15 protein-coding genes are annotated in these 19,287 nt (G+C 68.9%); 12 read left to right on the forward strand and 3 right to left on the reverse strand.

The window, feature by feature from the left end; all coding sequences use genetic code 11:
• Positions 1 to 85: 85 nt before the first annotated feature.
• Entirely contained in the window at positions 86 to 232 is a 147-nt protein-coding gene (locus H582_RS32390) for a hypothetical protein (RefSeq protein WP_164820104.1), read from the reverse strand.
• 184 nt (positions 233 to 416) lie between these two features.
• A complete protein-coding gene (locus tag H582_RS0112360) occupies positions 417 to 1,082 on the reverse strand; it encodes a 3'-5' exonuclease (RefSeq protein ID WP_028598778.1) in 666 nt (221 codons plus the stop codon).
• A gap of 109 nt (positions 1,083 to 1,191) precedes the next feature.
• On the opposite strand from H582_RS0112360, the gene H582_RS0112365 reads away from it, so the two are divergent.
• From H582_RS0112365 to H582_RS0112415, 11 genes are all read left to right on the forward strand, one after another.
• A complete protein-coding gene (locus H582_RS0112365) occupies positions 1,192 to 2,226 on the forward strand; it encodes an ion channel (RefSeq protein ID WP_028598779.1) in 1,035 nt (344 codons plus the stop codon).
• Positions 2,227 to 2,419: 193 nt separating this feature from the next.
• Entirely contained in the window at positions 2,420 to 2,647 is a 228-nt protein-coding gene (locus H582_RS0112370) for a hypothetical protein (RefSeq protein WP_028598780.1), read from the forward strand.
• Between the two features lie 71 nt (positions 2,648 to 2,718).
• A complete protein-coding gene (locus tag H582_RS0112375; protein WP_028598781.1) occupies positions 2,719 to 3,684 on the forward strand; it encodes a helix-turn-helix transcriptional regulator in 966 nt (321 codons plus the stop codon).
• Positions 3,685 to 3,860: 176 nt separating this feature from the next.
• Positions 3,861 to 4,274, forward strand: a complete 414-nt coding sequence (locus H582_RS27280; RefSeq protein WP_174817671.1) for an HIRAN domain-containing protein — start codon at positions 3,861 to 3,863, stop codon at positions 4,272 to 4,274.
• Between the two features lie 37 nt (positions 4,275 to 4,311).
• Positions 4,312 to 7,383: a PD-(D/E)XK nuclease family protein gene (locus H582_RS0112385; RefSeq protein ID WP_028598782.1), complete on the forward strand. Its 3,072-nt coding sequence runs from the start codon at positions 4,312 to 4,314 to the stop codon at positions 7,381 to 7,383.
• Entirely contained in the window at positions 7,376 to 10,636 is a 3,261-nt protein-coding gene (locus H582_RS0112390; RefSeq protein ID WP_028598783.1) for a UvrD-helicase domain-containing protein, read from the forward strand. The genes H582_RS0112385 and H582_RS0112390 overlap by 8 nt, the downstream gene beginning before the upstream one ends.
• A gap of 171 nt (positions 10,637 to 10,807) precedes the next feature.
• Positions 10,808 to 10,969, forward strand: coding sequence for a hypothetical protein (locus tag H582_RS31900; protein WP_156876709.1), 162 nt, complete (start codon positions 10,808 to 10,810; stop codon positions 10,967 to 10,969).
• Positions 10,970 to 11,091: 122 nt separating this feature from the next.
• Positions 11,092 to 11,772, forward strand: coding sequence for a bactofilin family protein (locus H582_RS0112400; RefSeq protein ID WP_028598784.1), 681 nt, complete (start codon positions 11,092 to 11,094; stop codon positions 11,770 to 11,772).
• A gap of 17 nt (positions 11,773 to 11,789) precedes the next feature.
• On the forward strand, positions 11,790 to 12,521 hold the full coding sequence (locus H582_RS0112405; RefSeq protein ID WP_028598785.1) for a hypothetical protein: 732 nt from the start codon (positions 11,790 to 11,792) through the stop codon (positions 12,519 to 12,521).
• A gap of 267 nt (positions 12,522 to 12,788) precedes the next feature.
• Positions 12,789 to 13,874 carry a glycosyltransferase family 4 protein gene (locus H582_RS0112410; protein ID WP_028598786.1) on the forward strand — a complete coding sequence of 362 codons (1,086 nt, stop codon included), beginning with the start codon at positions 12,789 to 12,791 and terminating at the stop codon, positions 13,872 to 13,874.
• 110 nt (positions 13,875 to 13,984) lie between these two features.
• The gene (locus tag H582_RS0112415) at positions 13,985 to 15,379 is read left to right on the forward strand and encodes an RsmF rRNA methyltransferase first C-terminal domain-containing protein (RefSeq protein WP_240479011.1); all 1,395 of its coding nucleotides are present in this window, start codon (positions 13,985 to 13,987) and stop codon (positions 15,377 to 15,379) included.
• A 154-nt stretch (positions 15,380 to 15,533) separates the two neighbouring features.
• Here the strand turns inward: H582_RS0112415 and H582_RS0112420 are convergent, their stop codons facing one another.
• Complete coding sequence (locus tag H582_RS0112420; RefSeq protein WP_028598788.1) at positions 15,534 to 16,478, reverse strand: Ig-like domain-containing protein; 945 nt, start codon at positions 16,476 to 16,478, stop codon at positions 15,534 to 15,536.
• Positions 16,479 to 16,615: 137 nt separating this feature from the next.
• Between H582_RS0112420 and H582_RS0112425 the strand changes: the two genes are divergently transcribed.
• Entirely contained in the window at positions 16,616 to 19,195 is a 2,580-nt protein-coding gene (locus tag H582_RS0112425) for a winged helix-turn-helix domain-containing protein (protein ID WP_028598789.1), read from the forward strand.
• Positions 19,196 to 19,287 lie beyond the last annotated feature (92 nt).

Genomic DNA, 19,287 nt, shown 5'->3' on the forward strand with positions numbered 1-19,287 from the left:
GACGATAGTTAGGCATGCTGACACAGCAACAACGCGCCGGAAGGGACGATCCCCTCCGGCGCGTTGTTGCTTGAATGCCTCAGTATTAATTATCTTCTTCCTCGCAAGCCTCCTGAACCGAGGCTTCGAACTCCTCTTCGTTCAGCGAAGCCAGCTTGTCGCCGTATTGGTCCAGGCGGTCCGGGCTGCTGGAAGGCCCGTCGTTCTTCGGCTTGCTGTTGCGTCCTGACATCGTCATCCCTCCTTTCGCGGAACCTAGTGTCTCCGGGGCTTGGCAGGGTTATGCACGCAGAACCGCCTAAGAAGGGCAGGAGAGGAGGAATTCCAGCCCCCTCTGCGGAATGCAAGAAAGAGGCTTGTCCTCGCCGGGCTCACGTCGCCGGGCTGCACATCGCCGGGCTGCAAGACCCGTCTCGCTACAAGGCGAATCCGAGCCGTTCGGCCAGTCCCGCAAACGGGCTGGGCGGAGGAGTCGTCTCGGCGGTGGAGTAAACGACGGCAGGAGCCAGCATGCGGCCGTCGTTGGCCTCGAGCTGGATGCGCCGGTAGACGCTGCGGAACAGCTTGGCGGTGTTGAAGGCGTCGTCGAGCGCCGTATGGGCCCGCCCGAACGGCTCCAGGCCGGACAGGACCAGCGCTTTGGCCAGTCCGATCCGCTGACGGCTGTCCTGCTCCTGCAGACGGGTGAACGACAGCTGGAAGTCGTTGTAATTATGGAACCAAGGGGCATCCATGCGGTGATGGAGAAAATGGCGGAGCAGCGCTTGGCGGTCGTCCGGGCCCCATGAGCAGAGATAGTAAGGGAGGCCATCCTGCTCCAGCCAGTCCGCGAACTGCGTCATCGCCTGCGGGAACTCGGGCGCCGCATCGGCATCCTCCTGAGTGATGCCCGTAAAGCGGGTCGTCGCCGCCCCGATGGCCGGATGGAACAGCGGCCGGACCCGGGTATGGAACAGATCGCTCCAGACGGGGGGGCCGTCAGGATCCAGACGCAGCTTCACCGCTCCGAGTTCGAGAATATCCGAAGTATAGGCCTTTTGACGGAGAAAGGTGAATTCAAGGTCGAAGATGATGGCGTTCATGGCACGTCTCCTTTGCCTGCGCGTATGGCCGAATTGAATCCAGCATATCGGCAGCTGAAAGCAGATGTCGGTTGCGAACAAGAGTTCGTGAAAAGAAAGGATCGATTCCATGCTGTTTTTCTACAACGCGTTCCGCAAGATCGTCAAGCTCGACGGCCGGACGCTCGCCGTGTTTGCGGCGCTCTTTTTTCTCCTCAGCCCGTTCGTCATCCAAGCGCTGGAGCCGGAAAAGTTCACGAGCTGGTTCCGCTCGCTCTGGTGGGTGATCGTGACGGCGACGACGGTCGGCTACGGCGACTTTTTCCCGGTGACAGCGCCGGGCATGGCGTTCGGCATCGTCGTCATCTTCATCGGATTGTTCCTGATCGGCTCCATCGTTGGCAAGACGACGGAGAACTTCGTGAGCTGGAAGAAGCAGAGGGAGGAAGGCAGATTGGCTTACTCAGGCAAGGACCACTATGTCGTCATCGGCTGGTCGGAGGAAAAGATCCGCGACATGATCGAGGAGCTGCTGCTCGCCGATCCGGCGCGGGAGGTCGTGCTCCTCGCCAAGCTGGAGAAGAAGCCGATGGCGGAGGAACGCGTCCATTACATCCAGGGCGACGCCACGGACTACGCGACGCTGGACCGGGCGAACGTCTGCGCGTGCAAGGCGGTCGTCATTTTTTCCCCGGAGGGCGTGCCAAGCGCCTCGCTGGCGGACGGCCATACGCTGCTGATCGCGACGACGCTGGAGAGCTATGCGGCCCGCCGGGGCCAGGAGATCTACACGATCGCGGAGATTCTCAAGGAAAGCCACCGCCACAGCTTCCGCCATGCGAAGGTGGACGAGCTGATCCTGTCGCAGCAGTCGATCTCCCATCTGATCGCCAGCTCCACGGTGAACCAGGGCTCGTCGCGGCTGTTCATGAACCTGATGAGCAAGGACAGCGGGGACGAGCTGTATGGCATCGCCAAACGCCCGGAATGGCGCACCTACAACGACGCCTACGAATGGCTGAAGGCGCGCGGCGCCTTGCTCGTCGCGGACGGAGACGATACGGGCATCATCCGCCGGCTCGGCGACGCGATCCCGGATCAGGCCCGGCTGTTCATCATCGCCGATACGGCGACGCATGAGGCGCTGCAGAGCGAAGGAGCATAGACGCCTGCGACGAAAGGGCGGGGAGCTGCGCTGCGGACGCGGCAAGAGGCATGGCCCTGCCGTGCGGTCGGCTTGACACAGGGCAAGGAACGTTCCGCGCTGCTCGAACGTGCGTTCGAACCAAGGTGATGTCCATCTCTTTCCATATCATGAAATCAATCGAAAGATTGGGTTCTGAAGGAGGAGATCAGAGATGGGACGGAACGAGGGCAAAGGGAATGGGGGCGGCTCGGAGCGGATCCGGCTGGGTGTCCGCGAGTTGATGGAGCAGCTGGGGCTGCGCGGTCCGGAGGCGGAAAGGCTGCTGGCCGAACTGGAGCTCGGGAAATACAGGAGAGAGGAAGCTGCGGCAGATCTCGAAAAGTCCCCTGATGATGCCGATAGAAATGAGGAAGAAAGTCCTGGCGAGGGAGGAAAATAGTCCCTGATTCTAGAAACTATCCCTCGCGGGCCATCCTTATCAACTCATCATCACGAGCGGGGGAATGCGACATGTCCGAAAAATCGAGCAAGCTGCTGAGAGCCCTGTATCTGATCCAGGGCAAGCCCGGCATCACGACGACGGAGCTGGCGGAGCGTCTGGAAGTGACCAAGACGAGCGTGAACCGATACATTACCGATCTCACCTATGTGGCGCCGCTCACGACGGATGTCAGCGGAAAGGTGTCGAAGCATTATTTCTCGGAGGACTTCGCCATGCAGCCGCTGAAGCTGACCGACGAGGAGCTCATCGCGCTGTCGCTGGTGCCTTCGCTGGTCGATCCTGACAAGCTGACGCCTGCCTTCATGACCGGCCATGAAAAGATTCTGGCGACGCATCGCATGGAGAAGGTGCGGCAGAAGCAGCAGGGCGCTCTCATCGACGACATCGCCGGCATCATCCAGCTGGGCACGCCGGTCCATCGGCCGGAGAGCCGGAACCTGCTGCAGCCGATCATCCAGGCGATTCTGGAGCAGAAGACGATCCGTACGGAATACCACACCCAGCACAGCAACGAGACGAAGCAGCGGGACATCGATCCGTACTTCCTCGTGCCGCGCGACCTCAAGTTCTATCTGATCGGCTACTGCCACCGCGCCGAAGCGATCCGCACGTTCCGCGTCAGCCGCTTTCTGGACGTCGAGCCGACGGAGAGGAGCTTCGACAAGGGCGGCTTCAACATCCGGCAGCACCTGAAGCATACGTGGTCGATCGACCAGGGGGACAAGCAGGTCACGTGCCGTGTCCGCTTCGCGCCGGAGGTGGCGCGCTACGTCCTGGAGGAGGAGCTGTTCGTCCAGCCTTGGACGAAGGTGGACCCGGACGGAAGCCTGCAGTTCGAGGTGAAGGTCGACAACGAGAAGGAGTTCATCCGTTGGGTGCTGCAGTACGGCCCGTCCGCGGAGATCCTCAAGCCGGAGTCCGCGCGCCAGGCGATGAGGGAGCAGATCCAGGCTTGGAGCCGCATGTACGGCTGAGCAGCCATTCCTTTCATGACTGGACATGGATAGACCCGTCCGCATCGGCGGAGCCGGGTCTATTGCTTTAATTGACGCTGATGCAGGCGAACGGACATTCGGAACAACCCGCTGCCGCGCCGATCGCCGATAATGGGAAGGAAAGCGCGCGCGAAGCGGCAGCGGGAGGAATCGCGATGGAAAAGGAAGAAACGATGCATGTGACGCTGACGGGCATGAGCCATTATTGCGGGGCGCCGCTGCTGAAGCCCGGACTTGCGGTGGCGCTCGTCAAGGAGCCGGACCATCCGCTCGACGCGGAAGCGATCCGGGTGGAGCTGCCGCCGATCGGCAAGATCGGCTACGTCGCCAACAGCACCCATACGGTGGCAAGGGGCTGCCTGAGCGCCGGGCGGCTGTACGACCGGATCGGCCGCAGCTGCCTCGGGACCATCCGCTTCGTCTGGAAGGACGCGGCGATCGTGGAGCTGCGGCCGGATCTGGACGGGATGGCGGGCGCGTGGTCGGCGGGCGAGGCGTGGGGCGAGATCAAGTTCAAGCTCAAGCACGGCCATGCGGACGTGGAGGTTCTGGAGAGCGGAGGCCGTTAGGCCGAGCGGACCAAGCGGACAAGAAGGAGGAAGGGCCATGAGCGGAGGATGGAGCCGGGAGCTGGTCGAGCTGTCCCGGAGAGATCCGTTTCGGCGGAAAATCGTGCTGGGAGACCGATTTCAGCAAGCAGAGCAGTGGCTGGCGCGCGCGGCGGCCGAAGCCGGGCCGCTGCTCGGCATGGAGCCGGGCACGCTGCGCAGCGCGGCGGCGCGGCTGGCGCAGCCGGAGCTGGCGGCTCGCGGCCTCCGGCTGCTCGGGTCTGGAGAGACGCTGTGGCTCGTGCAGGCGCAGATGCAGCGTCTGGCGGAGGCGCCGGATGCGTACGCCGGGCCGGAGCTGCTGACGCCGGGAATCATCGAGGCTTTTCACGATGCGGTGCAGGAGCTGCGGCTGGCGGGCGTCTCGTCCGCCGCGCTGCGCGAGGAGGCGTTTGTCGACGCGCGCAAGGGCCGCTATATGAGGGAGCTGCTCGCCGGCTACGAGCAAGCGCTGCAGGCAGGCGGCTGCCAGGACTTCGCCGGGCTGCTGGAGCTGCTGCCGGAGGCGGGAGCGCAGGCAGCCGGACGAGAGCCGGCTGACCCGGCAGAGACACGGAGGCGGGCAGCGGAGGGACGGGACGCGGGGACGCCGGGCGGCGCGAAGGAGCTGTACATCGTGCCGTCGCTCGACGGCTATGCGCCCGTCGAGCGGCGCATGCTGGAGCGGATCGCCGGCTCCGGCATGCATGTGCTCGGCGCCTGCGAGGCCTTTCCCGCCTGCCTGGAGGGCAGGGCGGCGGGACGCGGCGGCATCTCGATGTTCCGCGCCGCCGGCAAGCTGGCGGAGGCGCGCGAGGCGCTGCGCCGGCTGCTCGGCGCGGAGCTGCCGCTGGATCGGGCGGAGATCGTGATTCCGCCGGACAGCGGCTGCGAGGGCGCGGTGCAGTCGCTGTGCGACGCGCTCGGGCTGCCTGCCACCTATGCGGCAGGACGGCATGTGTCGCAAGCCCGCGCAGGGCGGGCGGCGCTGGCGCTGCTCGACTGGGCTGGCGGCGGCTATGGCGCGGAGAGCCTGGCGCAAGCGCTCCGCCACGGAAGCATCTCGCTGCGGGCCTGGTCGGAAGAGCTCGGCTCCGGCGAGCTGGCGCGAGCGCTGGAGGAGCTCGGCTGGGGCCGCGAGCGTTATGAGCGGCTCGCGGTCGAGGGCGGGGCGGAGCGCGCGGATCCGTCAGCTGCGCATGGCGGCCCGCTTGGCGCCTCGGCCGCCTCCGAGGCGCAGGCACGGGCGCGCGGCGTGCTGGCCGCGGTCTTCCGCGACCTGCTCGCCTGGCTGCCGGAGCCGTCGGCGGGCGGCTGGACGCCGCTGACGGTGCTGCGCGGGCTGAACGCTTTTCTCGCGGCCGCCGCGGTCGTCGCCTCGGAAGAAGACGCCGCCGTGCTGGCGGAGCTGCAGGCGCGGGAGCAGGAGCTCGAGCGCGTCCCGCTGCCGGAGCTGTCCGCCGGGCAGGCGCTGCGGTTCGTGCGCGGCCTCGTGCTCGGCATCCGCATCGGCGCTTCCGGCCCGCAAGCCGGCAAGCTGCATGTGTCGACGCTGCCGACGGGAGCCGAAAGCGGCCGTCCGATGCTGTTCCTGCTCGGGATGAGCGATTCGGCCTGGTCGTCCTCCGTCCGTCAGGACCCGGTGCTGCTTGATTCCGAGCGTGCGGCGATCGGCGGGCTGCTGCTTTCGGGCGAACGGGCGGAGCGCGCGGCGCGGGAGCGGGCGCTGCGGCTCGGACGGCTGGGCGAGGGGACGGCGCTGACGCTCAGCTGGTCATGCAGCGAGCCTGGCGCGCAGGCCGAGATCGAGCCCGCCTACGAGCTGCTGCAGGCGGCGCGGGTTGTGAGCGGACAGCCGGAGCTCGACCGAAGAGGACTGGAACGCTGGCTCGGCGGACCGGCAGGCTACGAGGCTTCTCCGGGCGGCCCGGCGATCGATGCAGCCGACCGCTGGCTCCAGCGGCTGGCAGGAGCGGAGCCTGGGTCCGCTCTGCCAGGCTATGCGCCGCCTGCCCGGCTGCGAAGCGGCCTCGATGCCCTGGCGCGTGCCTATCCGTCCGTCGCCTCCCGCCTCGAGGCGGCGCGCGCGACGGCGCAGGACCGGCTGTCCGAGCACGAGGGCATGCTGCGGACCGGACGCTTCCCGATCCGCTACGGCACGGGAGAGGAAGGGCACTTGAGCGTGACGCAGCTGGAGCGGTACGCCGACTGCCCGAAGCGCTTCTTTTACTCGACGATCCTGAAGATCCGCGCCAAGGACGCGCCGGAGCTCGACCGCACGCGCTGGCTCGACGCCGGTCAAAAAGGCGATCTGCTGCATCGGCTCTACCAGCTGTACCTCGCGGAGCTGGCCGACCGTGCCGGCAGCGGCCCGCTCGCGCATGACGAGGCGCTGCTCGGACGGCTGACGGAGCAGGTGCTGCGGGAGTTCCAAGCCGCGGTGCCGGCGCCGAGTCCGGCGATCCGGGCCAAGGAGAGCGAGGCGATCCGCCGCGATGCCGCGGTGTTCTATCGGAGCGAGCAGGGGCGCGCGGGCCGGCCGAAGTTTTTCGAGCTGGAGCTGCAGCAGGACGGGGAGCCGATGCCGGTCGTGCTGGCCAGCGGCCTGACGATGCGAGTGAAGGGCTTCATCGACCGCATCGACCAGCTTGCGCCTCATCGGTACAAGATTTACGACTACAAGACCGGCAATCCCCGCAAGTACGACGAGAACGGCTATTTCGCCGGCGGCCGACAGCTGCAGCACGCGCTCTACGCCGTGGCGGCGGAGCAGTACTTGCGGCGGACGGGCATCGACCCGGAGGCGGTCGTGGTGGAGTCGGCGTACTGTTTCCCGACGGAGCGGGGACTGGGCAAGGAGATCAGCCGGACGCAGGACCGTCGCGGGGAGCTGGCGGAGCTGACGGGACTGCTGCTCTCGTCGATCGAGGCAGGGGCGTTCCCCGCGCTGCCGGCCGACGAGCGGGCATGCGGCTGGTGCGACTATCGGGAGGCGTGCGGGCGCGAGGCCGAGACGGCGCGCGCGAAAAAGCAGCTGCCGGACAACGAGGCGCTCATCCGGCAGCTGAGGGAGGCGGAGAACTATGCTTGACGACCAGTCGGCCCGCGAGCGGATCCGCACGGATCTGGAGACGACGCTGCTCGTGGAGGCGGGGGCGGGCTCGGGCAAGACGACCTCGCTCGTCGGCCGCATGCTGAGCCTGATCGAGACCGGCGCGGCGCGGGCGGAGCAGATCGCGGCGATCACGTTCACGCGCAAGGCCGCGGACGAGCTGCGCGCCCGCTTCCGGCTGGCGCTGGAGCGGCGCATCCGGGAGACGGACGGCGAGCCGCGGCAGCGGCTGCGGCAAGCGCTGCAGGACGCCGATCGCTGCACGATGGCGACGATCCACTCCTTTTGCGGGCGGCTGCTGCGGGAGCGGCCGATCGAGGCGGGGCTGGATCCGCAGTTCCGGGAGCTGGAGGAGGAAGAGGCGGAGACGCTGCTCCATGCCGCCTGGGACGACTACCTGCTGCTCCATCCCGAGCTGCTGGAAGCGATGGAGCCGCTCGGCCTCCACGTCGAGGATCTGCGGCAGGTGTACGTTCGGGCCAACGGCTATCGGGATGTCGAAATCGCGCTGGAAGAGGTCCCGCGTCCCGACTTCGATCGGATCCGGCTGTCGCTGCCGCCGCTGCTGGACGAAGCCGCGGCCTATCTGCCTTCGGCGCAGCCGGACAAGGGCTGGGACGCGCTGCAGGAGGCGGTGCGGGACGGCCGCCGCCTGCTCCGCCTGCACGGCATGGAGGAGGAGCTGCGGCTGCTCGATCTGGCGCAGCGGTTCGACCGCAAGCTCGTCGTGACGCAGAACCGCTGGACGGACAAGACGAAAGCGAAGGAGCTCGGCGAGCGCTTCCTGGAGTGGCAGCGTGATGTGCTGCAGCCTTTCTTGCAGAGCTGGCGCGAGCACCTGTATCCGCAGGCGATCTCCTTCGTGCTGCCCGCGGTGGAGCATGCGGCTCGGCTGCGCGCCGAGCGGGGCGAGCTGGACTTCCAGGACCTGCTGCTGCGGGCAGCGCGGCTGCTGCGCGAGCATCCGGAGGTCCGGAGCTTTTTCTCGGAACGCTATACGCGGCTGCTGATCGACGAATTCCAGGACACGGATCCGATCCAGGCGGAGCTGATGTTCCTGCTCACGGGCTCCGATTCCGCCCAGTCCGACTGGCGGCTGGCGGTGCCGCGGCCGGGCTCGCTGTTCGTCGTCGGCGATCCGAAGCAGTCCATCTACCGCTTCCGCCGGGCGGACATCTCCATCTACAACGCCGTCAAGCAGCGCATCGCAGCCTGCGGAGACGTGCTGCGGCTCGGCTCCAACTTCCGTTCGGCGCGTTCGCTCGGGGCGTTCGTCAACTATGAGTTCAACTCGCGATTCCCGCGGACGGAGACGGATCGCCAGGCGTCGTTCGTGCCGATGGAGACGACGGCGCCGGATCCGGCAGACCGGCGGCGCGCGGCGCATGGCGTCGTGACGGCGACGATTCCGAAGCTGCCCGGCGGCAAGGAAGCGGCGGCACGCGAGGACGCGGACCGGCTGGCCCGCTACGTAGCCTGGGCGTGCCGGGACGGCAACCTGCTCCTGCAGGAGCGGGAGGCGGACGGGGCGTGGCGCTTGCGGCCGGCGGAGCCGGGCGACTTTCTATTGCTGCTCAAGAAACGGGAGTTCATCCAGCTGTATGCGGAGATTCTGGAGCGGTACGGCGTCCCGTCCGTCACCTCGGGCAGCGCCGCCCGCTGCGGCGAGCTGGCGGCGCTGGCGCTGCTGGCCCGGGCGCTGAACGATCCGGAAGACCGGATCGGGCTGCTCGCGGCGCTCAAGAGGCCGCTGCTCAGCGTCAGCGACAGCGCTTTGTACCACTACCGGATGGAGGGCCATGCGCTGCGCCTGCGCGGCTTGCCGGAGCTGCGTGAAGTGTCTGCAGAGGCGAGGCCGGTCCGGCTCGCGCTCGGCATGGCCGCCGGCTGGGCGGACATCGTGCGCGCTTCGCCGTCCGCGCTCGGCGCCCTCATGGCCATCGCGGAGCAGCTCGGCCTGCTGCCGCTCGCGGCTTCGCTGCCGTCCGGCACGATGCGGGCGGGCACGCTCGTCTCGGTGCTGCACGCCCTGCAGGAAGATCCGCTCGCCTGCGGCAGCTGGCCGGCGCTGGCGCGGCGGCTGGAGGCGCTCGCCTCCGAGGCCGGCGCCGAATGCGGCGAGCTCTATGCCGGCCGCCGCAGCGCCGTGCGCGTCATGAACCTGCACAAGGCCAAGGGGCTGGAGGCGCCGGTCGTGCTGCTCGCCTGCCCGGCGGGCGAATACGACCATGACGCGACGGAGCATGTGGACCGCAGCGGCGGCAAGGCGCGGGGGTACTTCGCGATCACGCGCCGCTCTCCCGGCAGCTACAAGGACGAGATGATCGCGCATCCGCCCGGATGGAAGGACCTGGCCGCGCGGGAGCGGGAGTTCCTGCTGGCGGAAAAGGAGCGGCTCCTCTATGTCGCCGCGACGCGCGCGAAGCAGCTGCTTGTCGTCAGCTGGACGGAGGACCGGCCGGCCGTCAATCCGTGGAGTCCGTTCGAGAGCAGCCTGAGGGATGCGCGCGAGCTGGACGTTCCCGAGCTGCTGCCGGCGGAGCGGGAGCGCTATGACGGCGTCCATGACGCGGCGGCGGATGCGCGAGAGGCGGCCGAGCGGCTTGCCCGGCTCGCCGCGCCGACGTACCGCTCCGCATCCGTGACCGAGCTGGCCAAGTCGGGCCGGCTGCAGCCGCCGCGGCCGTCCGAGGGGCGCGGCATGGCGTTCGGCAGCACGGTGCACCGCTGCCTCGAGCTGCTCGGCTCCGGCAGTCCGCTGGCGGAGCTGGAGCCGAGCATCCGGCTCGTCGCAGCGGAGGAGGGCATGGCCGAGCGGCTGCTGCCGGATGTGCGCGCGATGCTTGCCGAGGTGCTGGCGCATCCGCTTTGGCAGCGTGCCGCGGCGGCCCGCAGGCGCGTGCATGAGCTGCAGCTGCGCGCGGTGCGGAGCGGCGCTTCCGCGTCCCCGCTTTCCTCTGTCGGCGGAACGGTGCCGCTCCAAGCGGACTCCGTCCTCCCGGACCTCCACCTCAAGGGCATCGTCGACTTCCTGTTCGAGGAAGACGACGGATGGGTCGTCGTCGACTTCAAGACCGATGTGCACGAGCCTGCGCAGGAGGGGCTGTTCGCCGCGTTCTACCGTCCTCAGGTGGAAGCCTACCGGGACGTGCTGGAGCAGGAGTTCGGACTTCGGATCAAGGAGATCGGCCTCTATTTCCTGCATACGGGAAGCTATGCGGCTCTGGTCTGAACCGAGCCCTCCCCCCCTTCCAAGGCCCATCCTCTTCGGATGGGCCTTTTCCTCCTTCTTGCCGCTTTACTTCATAGCGATAAAAGTGATCCGAAAGGGAAATAACGGACGTTTTTGTAGAATAAGGGCTTGACCGGGAAGAGGGGGAAAAGGGGAAGGAGGACCTGGGAAATGAGCTGCATCCGCAACAAAAAAGCTCCCATCGAGCTTGATGTCAGAAGGGCCATGGATCAGCTGGGGGTGGAGCCTCGGATTCGCGAGCCGCTGCTGAAGCGGCTGGAGGAATCGGTCCAAAGCAGGGGCGGGGAACGGCGCGATTATCCGAAGGCGTAGCCGCCGTCTCCCGCGAGCCCCCGTCCTCTGCCCGACTTCCGGCTCCGCCTGCGGGCCGATGTCCGGCTGCCGACCGCGTGATAAGCTGAGCTCATATCCGTCCAAGGAAGGGAGAATTTCATATGGAGTACGATACGGGCAGGGAAATACGGCTGGCGGGCATCGGCATGGTAGACGGCGGCAAGGCGGACCGCACGACCATCGACGGCATGGGCAAGGTGACGGGGGACCTGGACAGCGGCAAGGTGATCGTGAACGGTCAGGCGACGTTCAAGGGCTCGGTCCGGGCCGCAAGCGCGGACATCAACGGCTTGGCGGGAATCGACGGCGGGCTGCGGGCGGACAAGTGCCGCGTGGAGGGCAAGCTGACGGTGGAGGAATCGCTTGAGGCGGAAGAGGCGACGGTGAACGGCAGCCTCACGGTGCACGGACCGTGCCGGATCGGCCGCCTGCTGTCGCACGGCAAGCTCCAGCTCGACGCGCTGAGCGGCGACGAGGCTCGGCTGGAGCTCCGCGGCACCAGCAGCATCCGCGAGCTGTCGGCCCGCTTCATCCAAGCCTCGGCTCCGAGCGACGGCTTGCAGGGCTGGCAGAAGCTGCTGCCGCTGCCGGTCGTCCAGAACCGCCTGATGGCGCACACGATCGAGGGCGAGGATATCTTTCTGGAGCATGTGACGGCGAGCCTCGTGCGCGGAGCGAGGGTGCGGATCGGCGCCGGCTGCGACATCGGCCGGGTCGAGTATGCGGAACGGCTCGAGCGGCATGCGGACGCCCGCGTCGGCAGCGAGGCCCGTCTGGCCTAGGAAAGGAGGGATGCCGCATGGCGGCGAAAATTCATTCCGCTGCGCGCCGTCTGTCCCTCACCGGGACCGGCGTATCCGGCGGCGGCAGCTATGCGAAAGCGCGCGTGCTCGGCGATGCCGTCGTGCACGGCAGCCTCGACTGCGTGCAGCTGGCCGTAACCGGCACGATGCGCGTGCACGGCGAGCTGAACGCGCTCAAGGCGAGCGTCACCGGCACGATCGCGGCAGAAGGGCTGTCGATCGGCCGCTTGCGGCTGACGGGAGAGCTGTCTTCCCGCGACGCCGCTTCGATCCGGGAGCTGACCGGGTCGGGCTCGATTACGGTTCAGGAGCGGCTGCATGCGGATTGCCTGCGCCTCAGCGGAGAGCTGCAGGCGATGAGCTGCGACGCTTCGGAGATTCAGCTGCGCGGCAAGGCCGCGGTGCAGGGCAGGCTGGACGCCGGCAGCTTCGAGCTGCAGCTGTACGGCGACTCGACCATCGGCGAGCTGACCGGCGGCCGCATCGAAGTGAGCCGTCCGGGCCGTTGGACGCGGATGATCGGCGTGTTTTTCCGTCCGGCCCGGCACGCCAGCCTGTCCGTACGCCGCATCGAGGGAGCCGTCGTCCGGCTGGAGCATGTCCGCGCGGAGGCGGTGCGCGGAGGGAGCGTGACGGTGGGCGAGGGCTGCGAGATCGGCCTGGTCGAATATACGGAGGAGCTGACCGTGCATCCTGGCGCGGTCGTCCAGGAGAGGCGGCGGATCTAGCATCCGGCCGCCTTTTTGCTGCTGCGGGAAGCCTCCGCCGGAGGAAGCGCCAGGGAAGCGGCTCTTTCCGCAGCCCTCCGGCTCCGGCACCGCAGCCCTCCGGCTCCGGCGCCGCAGCGCCGTACAGGCGCTTGCGCCTCGCGTTCACCCGCACGGGCGGTCCGCAGCCGAGCATATACTGGCAGCAACTTTTCCTGCCACTGGAGGTGCGGGCCAGATGGTCCACCAGCTCGCGACAACAACCCGCCTGCATGGAGGCGGAGGACGATGAAGCTGCTGCTCGTCTTTTCGACGCCGAGCGGGGGCATGGAGACGCTCAACCGCATCCGCTCCCGGGCGCTCGCCGCAAGCGGCGTCGACTGCCACGTCCTTTATACGAACGGAGGCAGCGGCCTGCAGAACGCGGGCGGCGCGACCGTGCTCGTCTACCAGGAATCCGCGGACATCCTGGAGCTCATCCGCCGGGAGGGCTACGACATGATCGTCGTCTGCTCGCATGTCGTCCTGCTGGAGCAGATCCGCCTCAGCGGCTACGCCGGCCGCCTCGTCTTCGAGGTCCAAGGCCTCGGCACGCCGCAGCAGGCCGAGGAATTCCTGCGCGACTACGGCAGCGTGCTGCCCTTCTGCGCGGACGGCCTGCTGTACCCCGTCACGGGCCATCTGCAGGCGATGTTCGGCGGCGCCTATCCCGAGCTGCCGCAGTTCTGCTTCGACGATCCGCTCGACACGGAAAGCTTCGGCTACTCGCGCTTCCCGATCGTGCCGTATCCGATCCTCGGCTGGATCGGGCGGATCGAGCCCAACAAGAACTGGCGCGAGTTCGCCGCGATCGCGGAGGCGCTCGTGCCGGCGTTCCCGCAGCTGGAGCTGTGGATGTTCGAGGACGCGAGCCTGTACGATCCGGCCGAGCGCCGAACGTTCGACCAGTGGCGCCAGGGTTCGCCCGTCGCGAGGCGGCTGACGCTGCGCTCCAACGTGCCGCACTCGCAGATGGCCGATTACCTCAGCCTGATCGGCGATTCGGGCGGCGCGCTCGTCTCCTGCTCGATCCGCGAAGGGTTCGGCTACGCGGTCGCGGAGGCGATGCTCTGCCGCTGCCCGGTGCTGGCCACCGATTCCGGCGGGGTGACGCGGTTCATCGCGGCGGGACATACCGGAGAGCTGTATCCGCTCGGCGACATCGGCGCGGCGGCTGCCGGAGCCTACCGCCTCATGAAGGACGTCGCCTATCGGGAAAGCATCCGCATCCAGGGCGAGCGCCGCATCCGCGAGCGCTTCTCGGCCGCGGCCTATGTCGCTCATTTCCACGCGATGCTCGAGGCGATGCAGGCGGTCCAGCCCAAGCGGCCTTGAGGCCCGGGACAGGGATGCGCCGATCCGGCCTTGCGCCAAGGGAGCCCGCCCGGTAGAATGGGTCGTAGTTTTTTCCGGCGGCTTGCCGCCAGGAACCGACCCCGAGGTGAATGAAGATGAAACTCCCGGCTTCCTTCGAATCGCGCATGAAGGACCTTCTGCAAGAAGACTACGAGGCGTTCCGCGGCAGCTACGAGCAGCCGCGGGCGCAGGCGCTGCGCGTCAACACGCTCAAGCTTGCGGCCGAGGCGTTCCTCGCCGTCCAGCCGTTCGGGCTGGAGCCGGTGCCTTGGGCTCCGGCGGGCTTTTATTACGATGGCGACGAGGACCGGCCGGGCCGGCATCCGTGGCATGAGGCGGGCCTCTATTACATCCAGGAGCCGAGCGCGATGGCCGTCGCCGAGCTGGCCGCGCCGCGGCCGGGCGAGCGCGTGCTCGACCTGTGCGCCGCGCCCGGCGGCAAGACGACGCATCTGGCCCAGCTGATGCGGGGCGAGGGGCTGCTCGTCTCCAACGAGCCGCATCCGGCGCGCGCGAAGATCCTGTCGCAGAACGTGGAGCGCATGGGCGTTCCGCACGCGGTCGTGACGAGCGAGCTGCCGGACCGGCTGTCGCCGCGCTTCCCGGCCTTCTTCGACCGGATCGTCGTGGACGCCCCGTGCTCCGGCGAGGGCATGTTCCGCAAGGACCCGGACGCCTGCGGGCAGTGGAGCCCGGACCATGTGCGGCTGTGCGCGGCGAGGCAGGACGACATCCTGCGCCATGCGGCGCTCATGCTGCGTCCCGGCGGCACGCTCGTCTACTCCACCTGCACGTTCGCCCCGGAGGAAAATGAAGGCGCCGTCAGCCGCTTCCTGCGGGAGCACCCGGAGTTCTCCGTCGCGGCCGCGCAGCGATACGGGGGCTTCGGAAGCGGCCGGCCGGACTGGACCGCCGATCCCGCGCCGGGACTGGAGCATACGGTGCGCATCTGGCCCCACCAGGTGCGAGGCGAAGGCCATTACGCCGCGGTGCTGCGCAAGGCGGACGATGCGCCGGCGGGCAGACGCAAGCTGAAGCTGGAGACGGGCCTGCGGCGGGACAAGCTGCCCGAGCCTTTTCTGCGCTTCGCGGAAGAGACGCTTGCCGAGCTGCCGCTGGGGCTGCCGCTCCTGTTCGGCGACCAGCTGTATGCCCTGCCGGAAGGCATGCCGGAGCTTGCGGGGCTGAAGGTGCTGCGGCCGGGCCTGCATCTGGGCACGCTCAAGAAGAACCGCTTCGAGCCTTCCCATGCGCTGGCGCTCGCGCTGAAGCCGGGGCAGGCGCGGCAGGCCGCCGAGCTGCCGCTCGGCTCGCCGGAGCTGGCGGCCTACCTGCGGGGCGAGGCGATCGCGGCGGGCGGAGCGAAGGGCTGGCAGCTCGTGCTCGCTTCCGGCCATCCGATCGGCTGGGGCAAGCTGGCGGACGGCCAGCTGAAGAATCATTTCCCGAAAGGCTTGCGCTGGACGGGAGCTCAATCGAATTAGGACGAATCTCTTCTCTCCACAGGACGAAGCGGAACCGGACCGCTTCGTCCTGTTTTGCATCCGTCGCGCCTGGCGCAGGGCCGGCCGTGCCGAGCCGGGCGATGCGTTCGCGCGCGGGCGGGCTTCCGATCCGCCGCCCGCCTCGAGCCGCCGCTCAGCGGAGCTCCGCCTCGACGGCGACCTCGAACGACCCGCCCGCCGCGTTGCTGCCGCCGCGGCTCGTGCCGCCGTCGTCGCGGACCTGGACGGTCACGGAGGCGGAGCCGCCCGCGCCGGATGCGGGCTCGAAGCTCAGCGTGCCGTCCGCCTCCAGCGCCGGGCCCGAGCGGAACAGCTCGGGCCGGTCGGTCTCGATCGTCACCCAGAGCGTCTGGCGCTCGGAATCCGGTCCGGCCTGCAGCGGCGCGCTCCAGCCCGGCATCCGCTGCGGACCGCTGCCTGCCGTCGTGCGGACCGAAGGGCCGGGCTCGAAGAGCGGGGCGTCGTTGACCGGCTCGATGACGATCGGGATCGAGGCCTCTCCGCGGGCCGGACGGGCGGAGCTCCGGCTGCCGCTGTCGACGACGCGGATGTCGATCCGGTCGCGGCCGTAGGCGTCGGGCAGCGGCTCATAGCGGAGCGAGGCGAGCATGCGGTGCAGGGCGGACGAGCTGCCCGTCCATTCCATATGGCCGGTATTCGGAGCGCCGCCGATCAGCGTCAGCTCCTCCGCGCGGCCGGCTTCCAGCGTTCCGAACCGGGCGGACAGCGCCACGGCATAACGGTCCGCCGCCGCATCGGGATCGGTGAATCCGACGGCCGGCACCGCCGGCGGCGGCTGGTCTTCCTGCAAACGCAGCGCGCCGGCGGCGTCTCGGCTCGTTGTCCGATCGGCCCGGGCGCCGGCTTCTGCGTCGCTGGCATCACGGCCTGCCGACTGGCTCTCCGCAGCGCGATCGATCGCGCTCCCCGCCGCTGCGGCGCCGGCTTGGAGCAGCCTGACTTCGGGCGGCAAGTTGGCTTTCCGGAGCAGCCCGGTCCGGTCCGCCGCAAGCGTCAGGATGAGGCCGACGGTCAGCAGCGCCGCAGCGGCGAGCCCTGCGATTCGTTTCTTTGTCATGGCTGGATGATCCCCTTTCTCGGTCTGACGCTCCATTCTAGCCCGCCGCCGGCAAAGCGGCGATTGACGGATGTTAACGGCTGCGGCCGAAATGGCGATATAGGAAAGAAAGAATGCTACCCGCTCAGGAGGTACCCATGGATGATCGAACAGGCTGGCGGCCGCCGCTGGCCAAAATCACGCTGCCGGCAGGCGGCCTCGGAGGGCTGACGGCCCGCCCCCGCTTGGTCCGGATGCTGGAGGAAGGATCCTCCTGCCGGCTCATGACCGTCGCCGCGCCGGCCGGCTACGGCAAGACGACGCTGCTCCGCCAGTGGGCGGAGCAGGCCGGACGCCCGGTCGCCTGGCTGTCGCTCGACGAGGCGGACGACGACGTGCCCCGCTTCTGGCGGCTTGTCGCTTGCGCGCTCGAACAGGCGCTCCCGCCGGATTCGCTGCGCCGCAGCCTGCCGCTCAGCTCGGCGCTGTCCTCGCTGTCGGCCGCCGCTTTCCTCGACGCGCTCACCGGCGAACTGGCGGAGGCGGGAGGCCGCCTCGCCTTGGTGCTGGACGATTTCCACCACATCCGGGAGCCGGGCATCCAGGAGCAGCTGGCCTACTGGCTCCGCTACTTGCCGCCGGGCGTAGGCGTCGTGACGGCGGGCCGATCGGCGCTGCGCGTCGGGGGCTCCAGATGGGCGGCCGAAGGCAAGCGGCTCGACCTGACGGCCGCCGAGCTCGCTTTCACCGAGGAGGAGGCGGGGTTGTACCTGGATGCGGCATTTCCCGGCTCGTTCACTCCGGCCCAGCAGCTCCGCCTGCATCAGGCGACGGAAGGATGGGCGGCCGGACTCCAGCTGTCGGGGCTGTCCGGCGCGGCATCGCTCGGCCGCGAGGCCGGCGGGGAGGAGCTGGCGGAATTCCTCATGGAAGAAGCGTACGGCCGCTTGCCGGGCGAGCTGAAGCGGTTCCTGCTGCTGTCGGCGCTGCCGGAGCGGATCGATGCGGAGCTGGCCGGGGCCGCCGCCGGCTGCGGCCGCGAAGAGGCGGAGGCGCTGCTCGGCCGCGTGCGGCGCGACAGCCTGTTCCTGCTGCCGGCTGGAGCGGACGGGTGGCATCGCTACCATGCCCTGTTCCGCAGCTTCCTGCTGCGGCGGCCGGAGCTCGCCGAGCCGAGCCGGCGGGACGCGCTGCATCGCTGCGCCCTCGAGCTGGATCGGCGCGGGCTCGCGGCGGAAGCGATCGGCTGCGCGCTGAGCGCGGGCGACGGCGAGTGGAGCTCGGACAAGCTCGATGCTTTTGCCGCGCAGGCGCTGGAAAAGGGAGACGCCCGCAGCCTCCTCGGCTTGCTGGAGCGGCTGTCCGGACTGCGCGAGCTGACCGCGGAGCAGCAGCTGATGCGGGCCTTTCTGCTCGCTGTCGGCGGACGCTTCGAGGCCGCCGGAGCGGCGATGGACGGCGCGCGGCGCATCGCGGAGAGCCTCGAGCCGGGCGAGGAGCGGAGCCGTCTGAACAGCGGGCTGCTGTTCGTCGAGTCCAACCGCATCTTCTTCGGCGGACGCTTCGAGCTGTGGCAGCAGCTGGCCGACCGCGCGGGCCGCGAGCTGCTGCCGGCGGAGGGGATGTATTTCAACGTCGACTTCAACCGCTCCGAGCCGCAGGTGCGGCGGGCGGACATCGGGATGAAGGGCGTGCTGAGCTCCGATACGGAGGCGATCGGCCGCCAGTTCGCGGGGATGCTGGAGGAAGGCGGATGGGGCGGCAGCCAGGTGAGCCTGTACGTGAGGCTGGCGCTGGCCGAGGGATACTTCGAGTGGAATCGGCTGGAAGAGTGCCGGTCGATGCTGGCCGGCGTGCTGCTGGACCGCTCCGCGCACCGGACCGCCGGCCTCGCGGTGCCGGCGGCCATCCTGCAGGCCCAGCTTCATGCCGCCGAGGGCAAGCTGGACTCCGCCCTGGAGGAGCTGCTTGCCGCCGAGCGGCTGGAGACGGCGCTGGAGCCCCAGTGGCAGGCAGGCCTCATCGCGGCGCGGGCGCGGCTGCTGCTGCAGGCGGGCCAGGCCGCGCCGGCCCAAAGGGCGCTCGCCTCGCTCGGCCTTCCCGGCAAGGAGCCGGCGGCGTACCATCGCGAGTACGAGCTCATGACGCTGGTCCGTCTGCTGCTGAGCCAGCGCAAGCTGGAGCAGGCGCTCCTGCTGCTGGACTCGCTGGAGCGGCTGCAGCGGCGGGAGGGGCTTGTCTCCGGGCTGGCCGAGACCGCTGCGCTGCGGGCGCTCGCGGAGCAGGGCAGAGGCCGCCGGGAGGAGGCGCTGCGGGCGCTCGGGCAGGCGCTGGAGATCGGGGAAGCGAACGGCTACGTCCGGCTGTTCGTCGCCGAAGGCGCGCCGATGCGCAAGCTGCTCGCCGCATTCCGGGCCGGCACGAGAGGCACGGCCGGCGGGGACGCGCCGGGGAGCGGCTACGTCGAGCGGCTGCTGGGCGCGTTCGACTATGCTCCGCCGCGCGTGCTGGAGGCGGCTGCGCCGCTGGCGGAGCGGCTGACGGAGCAGGAGCTGATCCTGCTCCGCCATTTGGCCGAAGGCGCCGCCAACCGCGAGATCGCGGACAGCCTCGGCTTGACGCCGGGCACCGTCCGGGTCTACCTGTCGCGGCTGTACGGCAAGCTCGGCGTCGCCTCGCGGCTGCAGGCGGTGCATGCGGCGCAGGAGCTGCGGCTGCTGCACGGGCGCCACGGGTAAAAGGAATGCCCCGCAGCCGAGGATACCGCACTCCCTAAAGGTAAAAACGGCATTAGGAAGCGCCGTAGCTCGGAAACCGAACTCCCTAAAGG

It is taken from the genome of Paenibacillus pasadenensis DSM 19293 (assembly GCF_000422485.1).
GTDB lineage: Bacteria > Bacillota > Bacilli > Paenibacillales > Paenibacillaceae > Paenibacillus_O > Paenibacillus_O pasadenensis.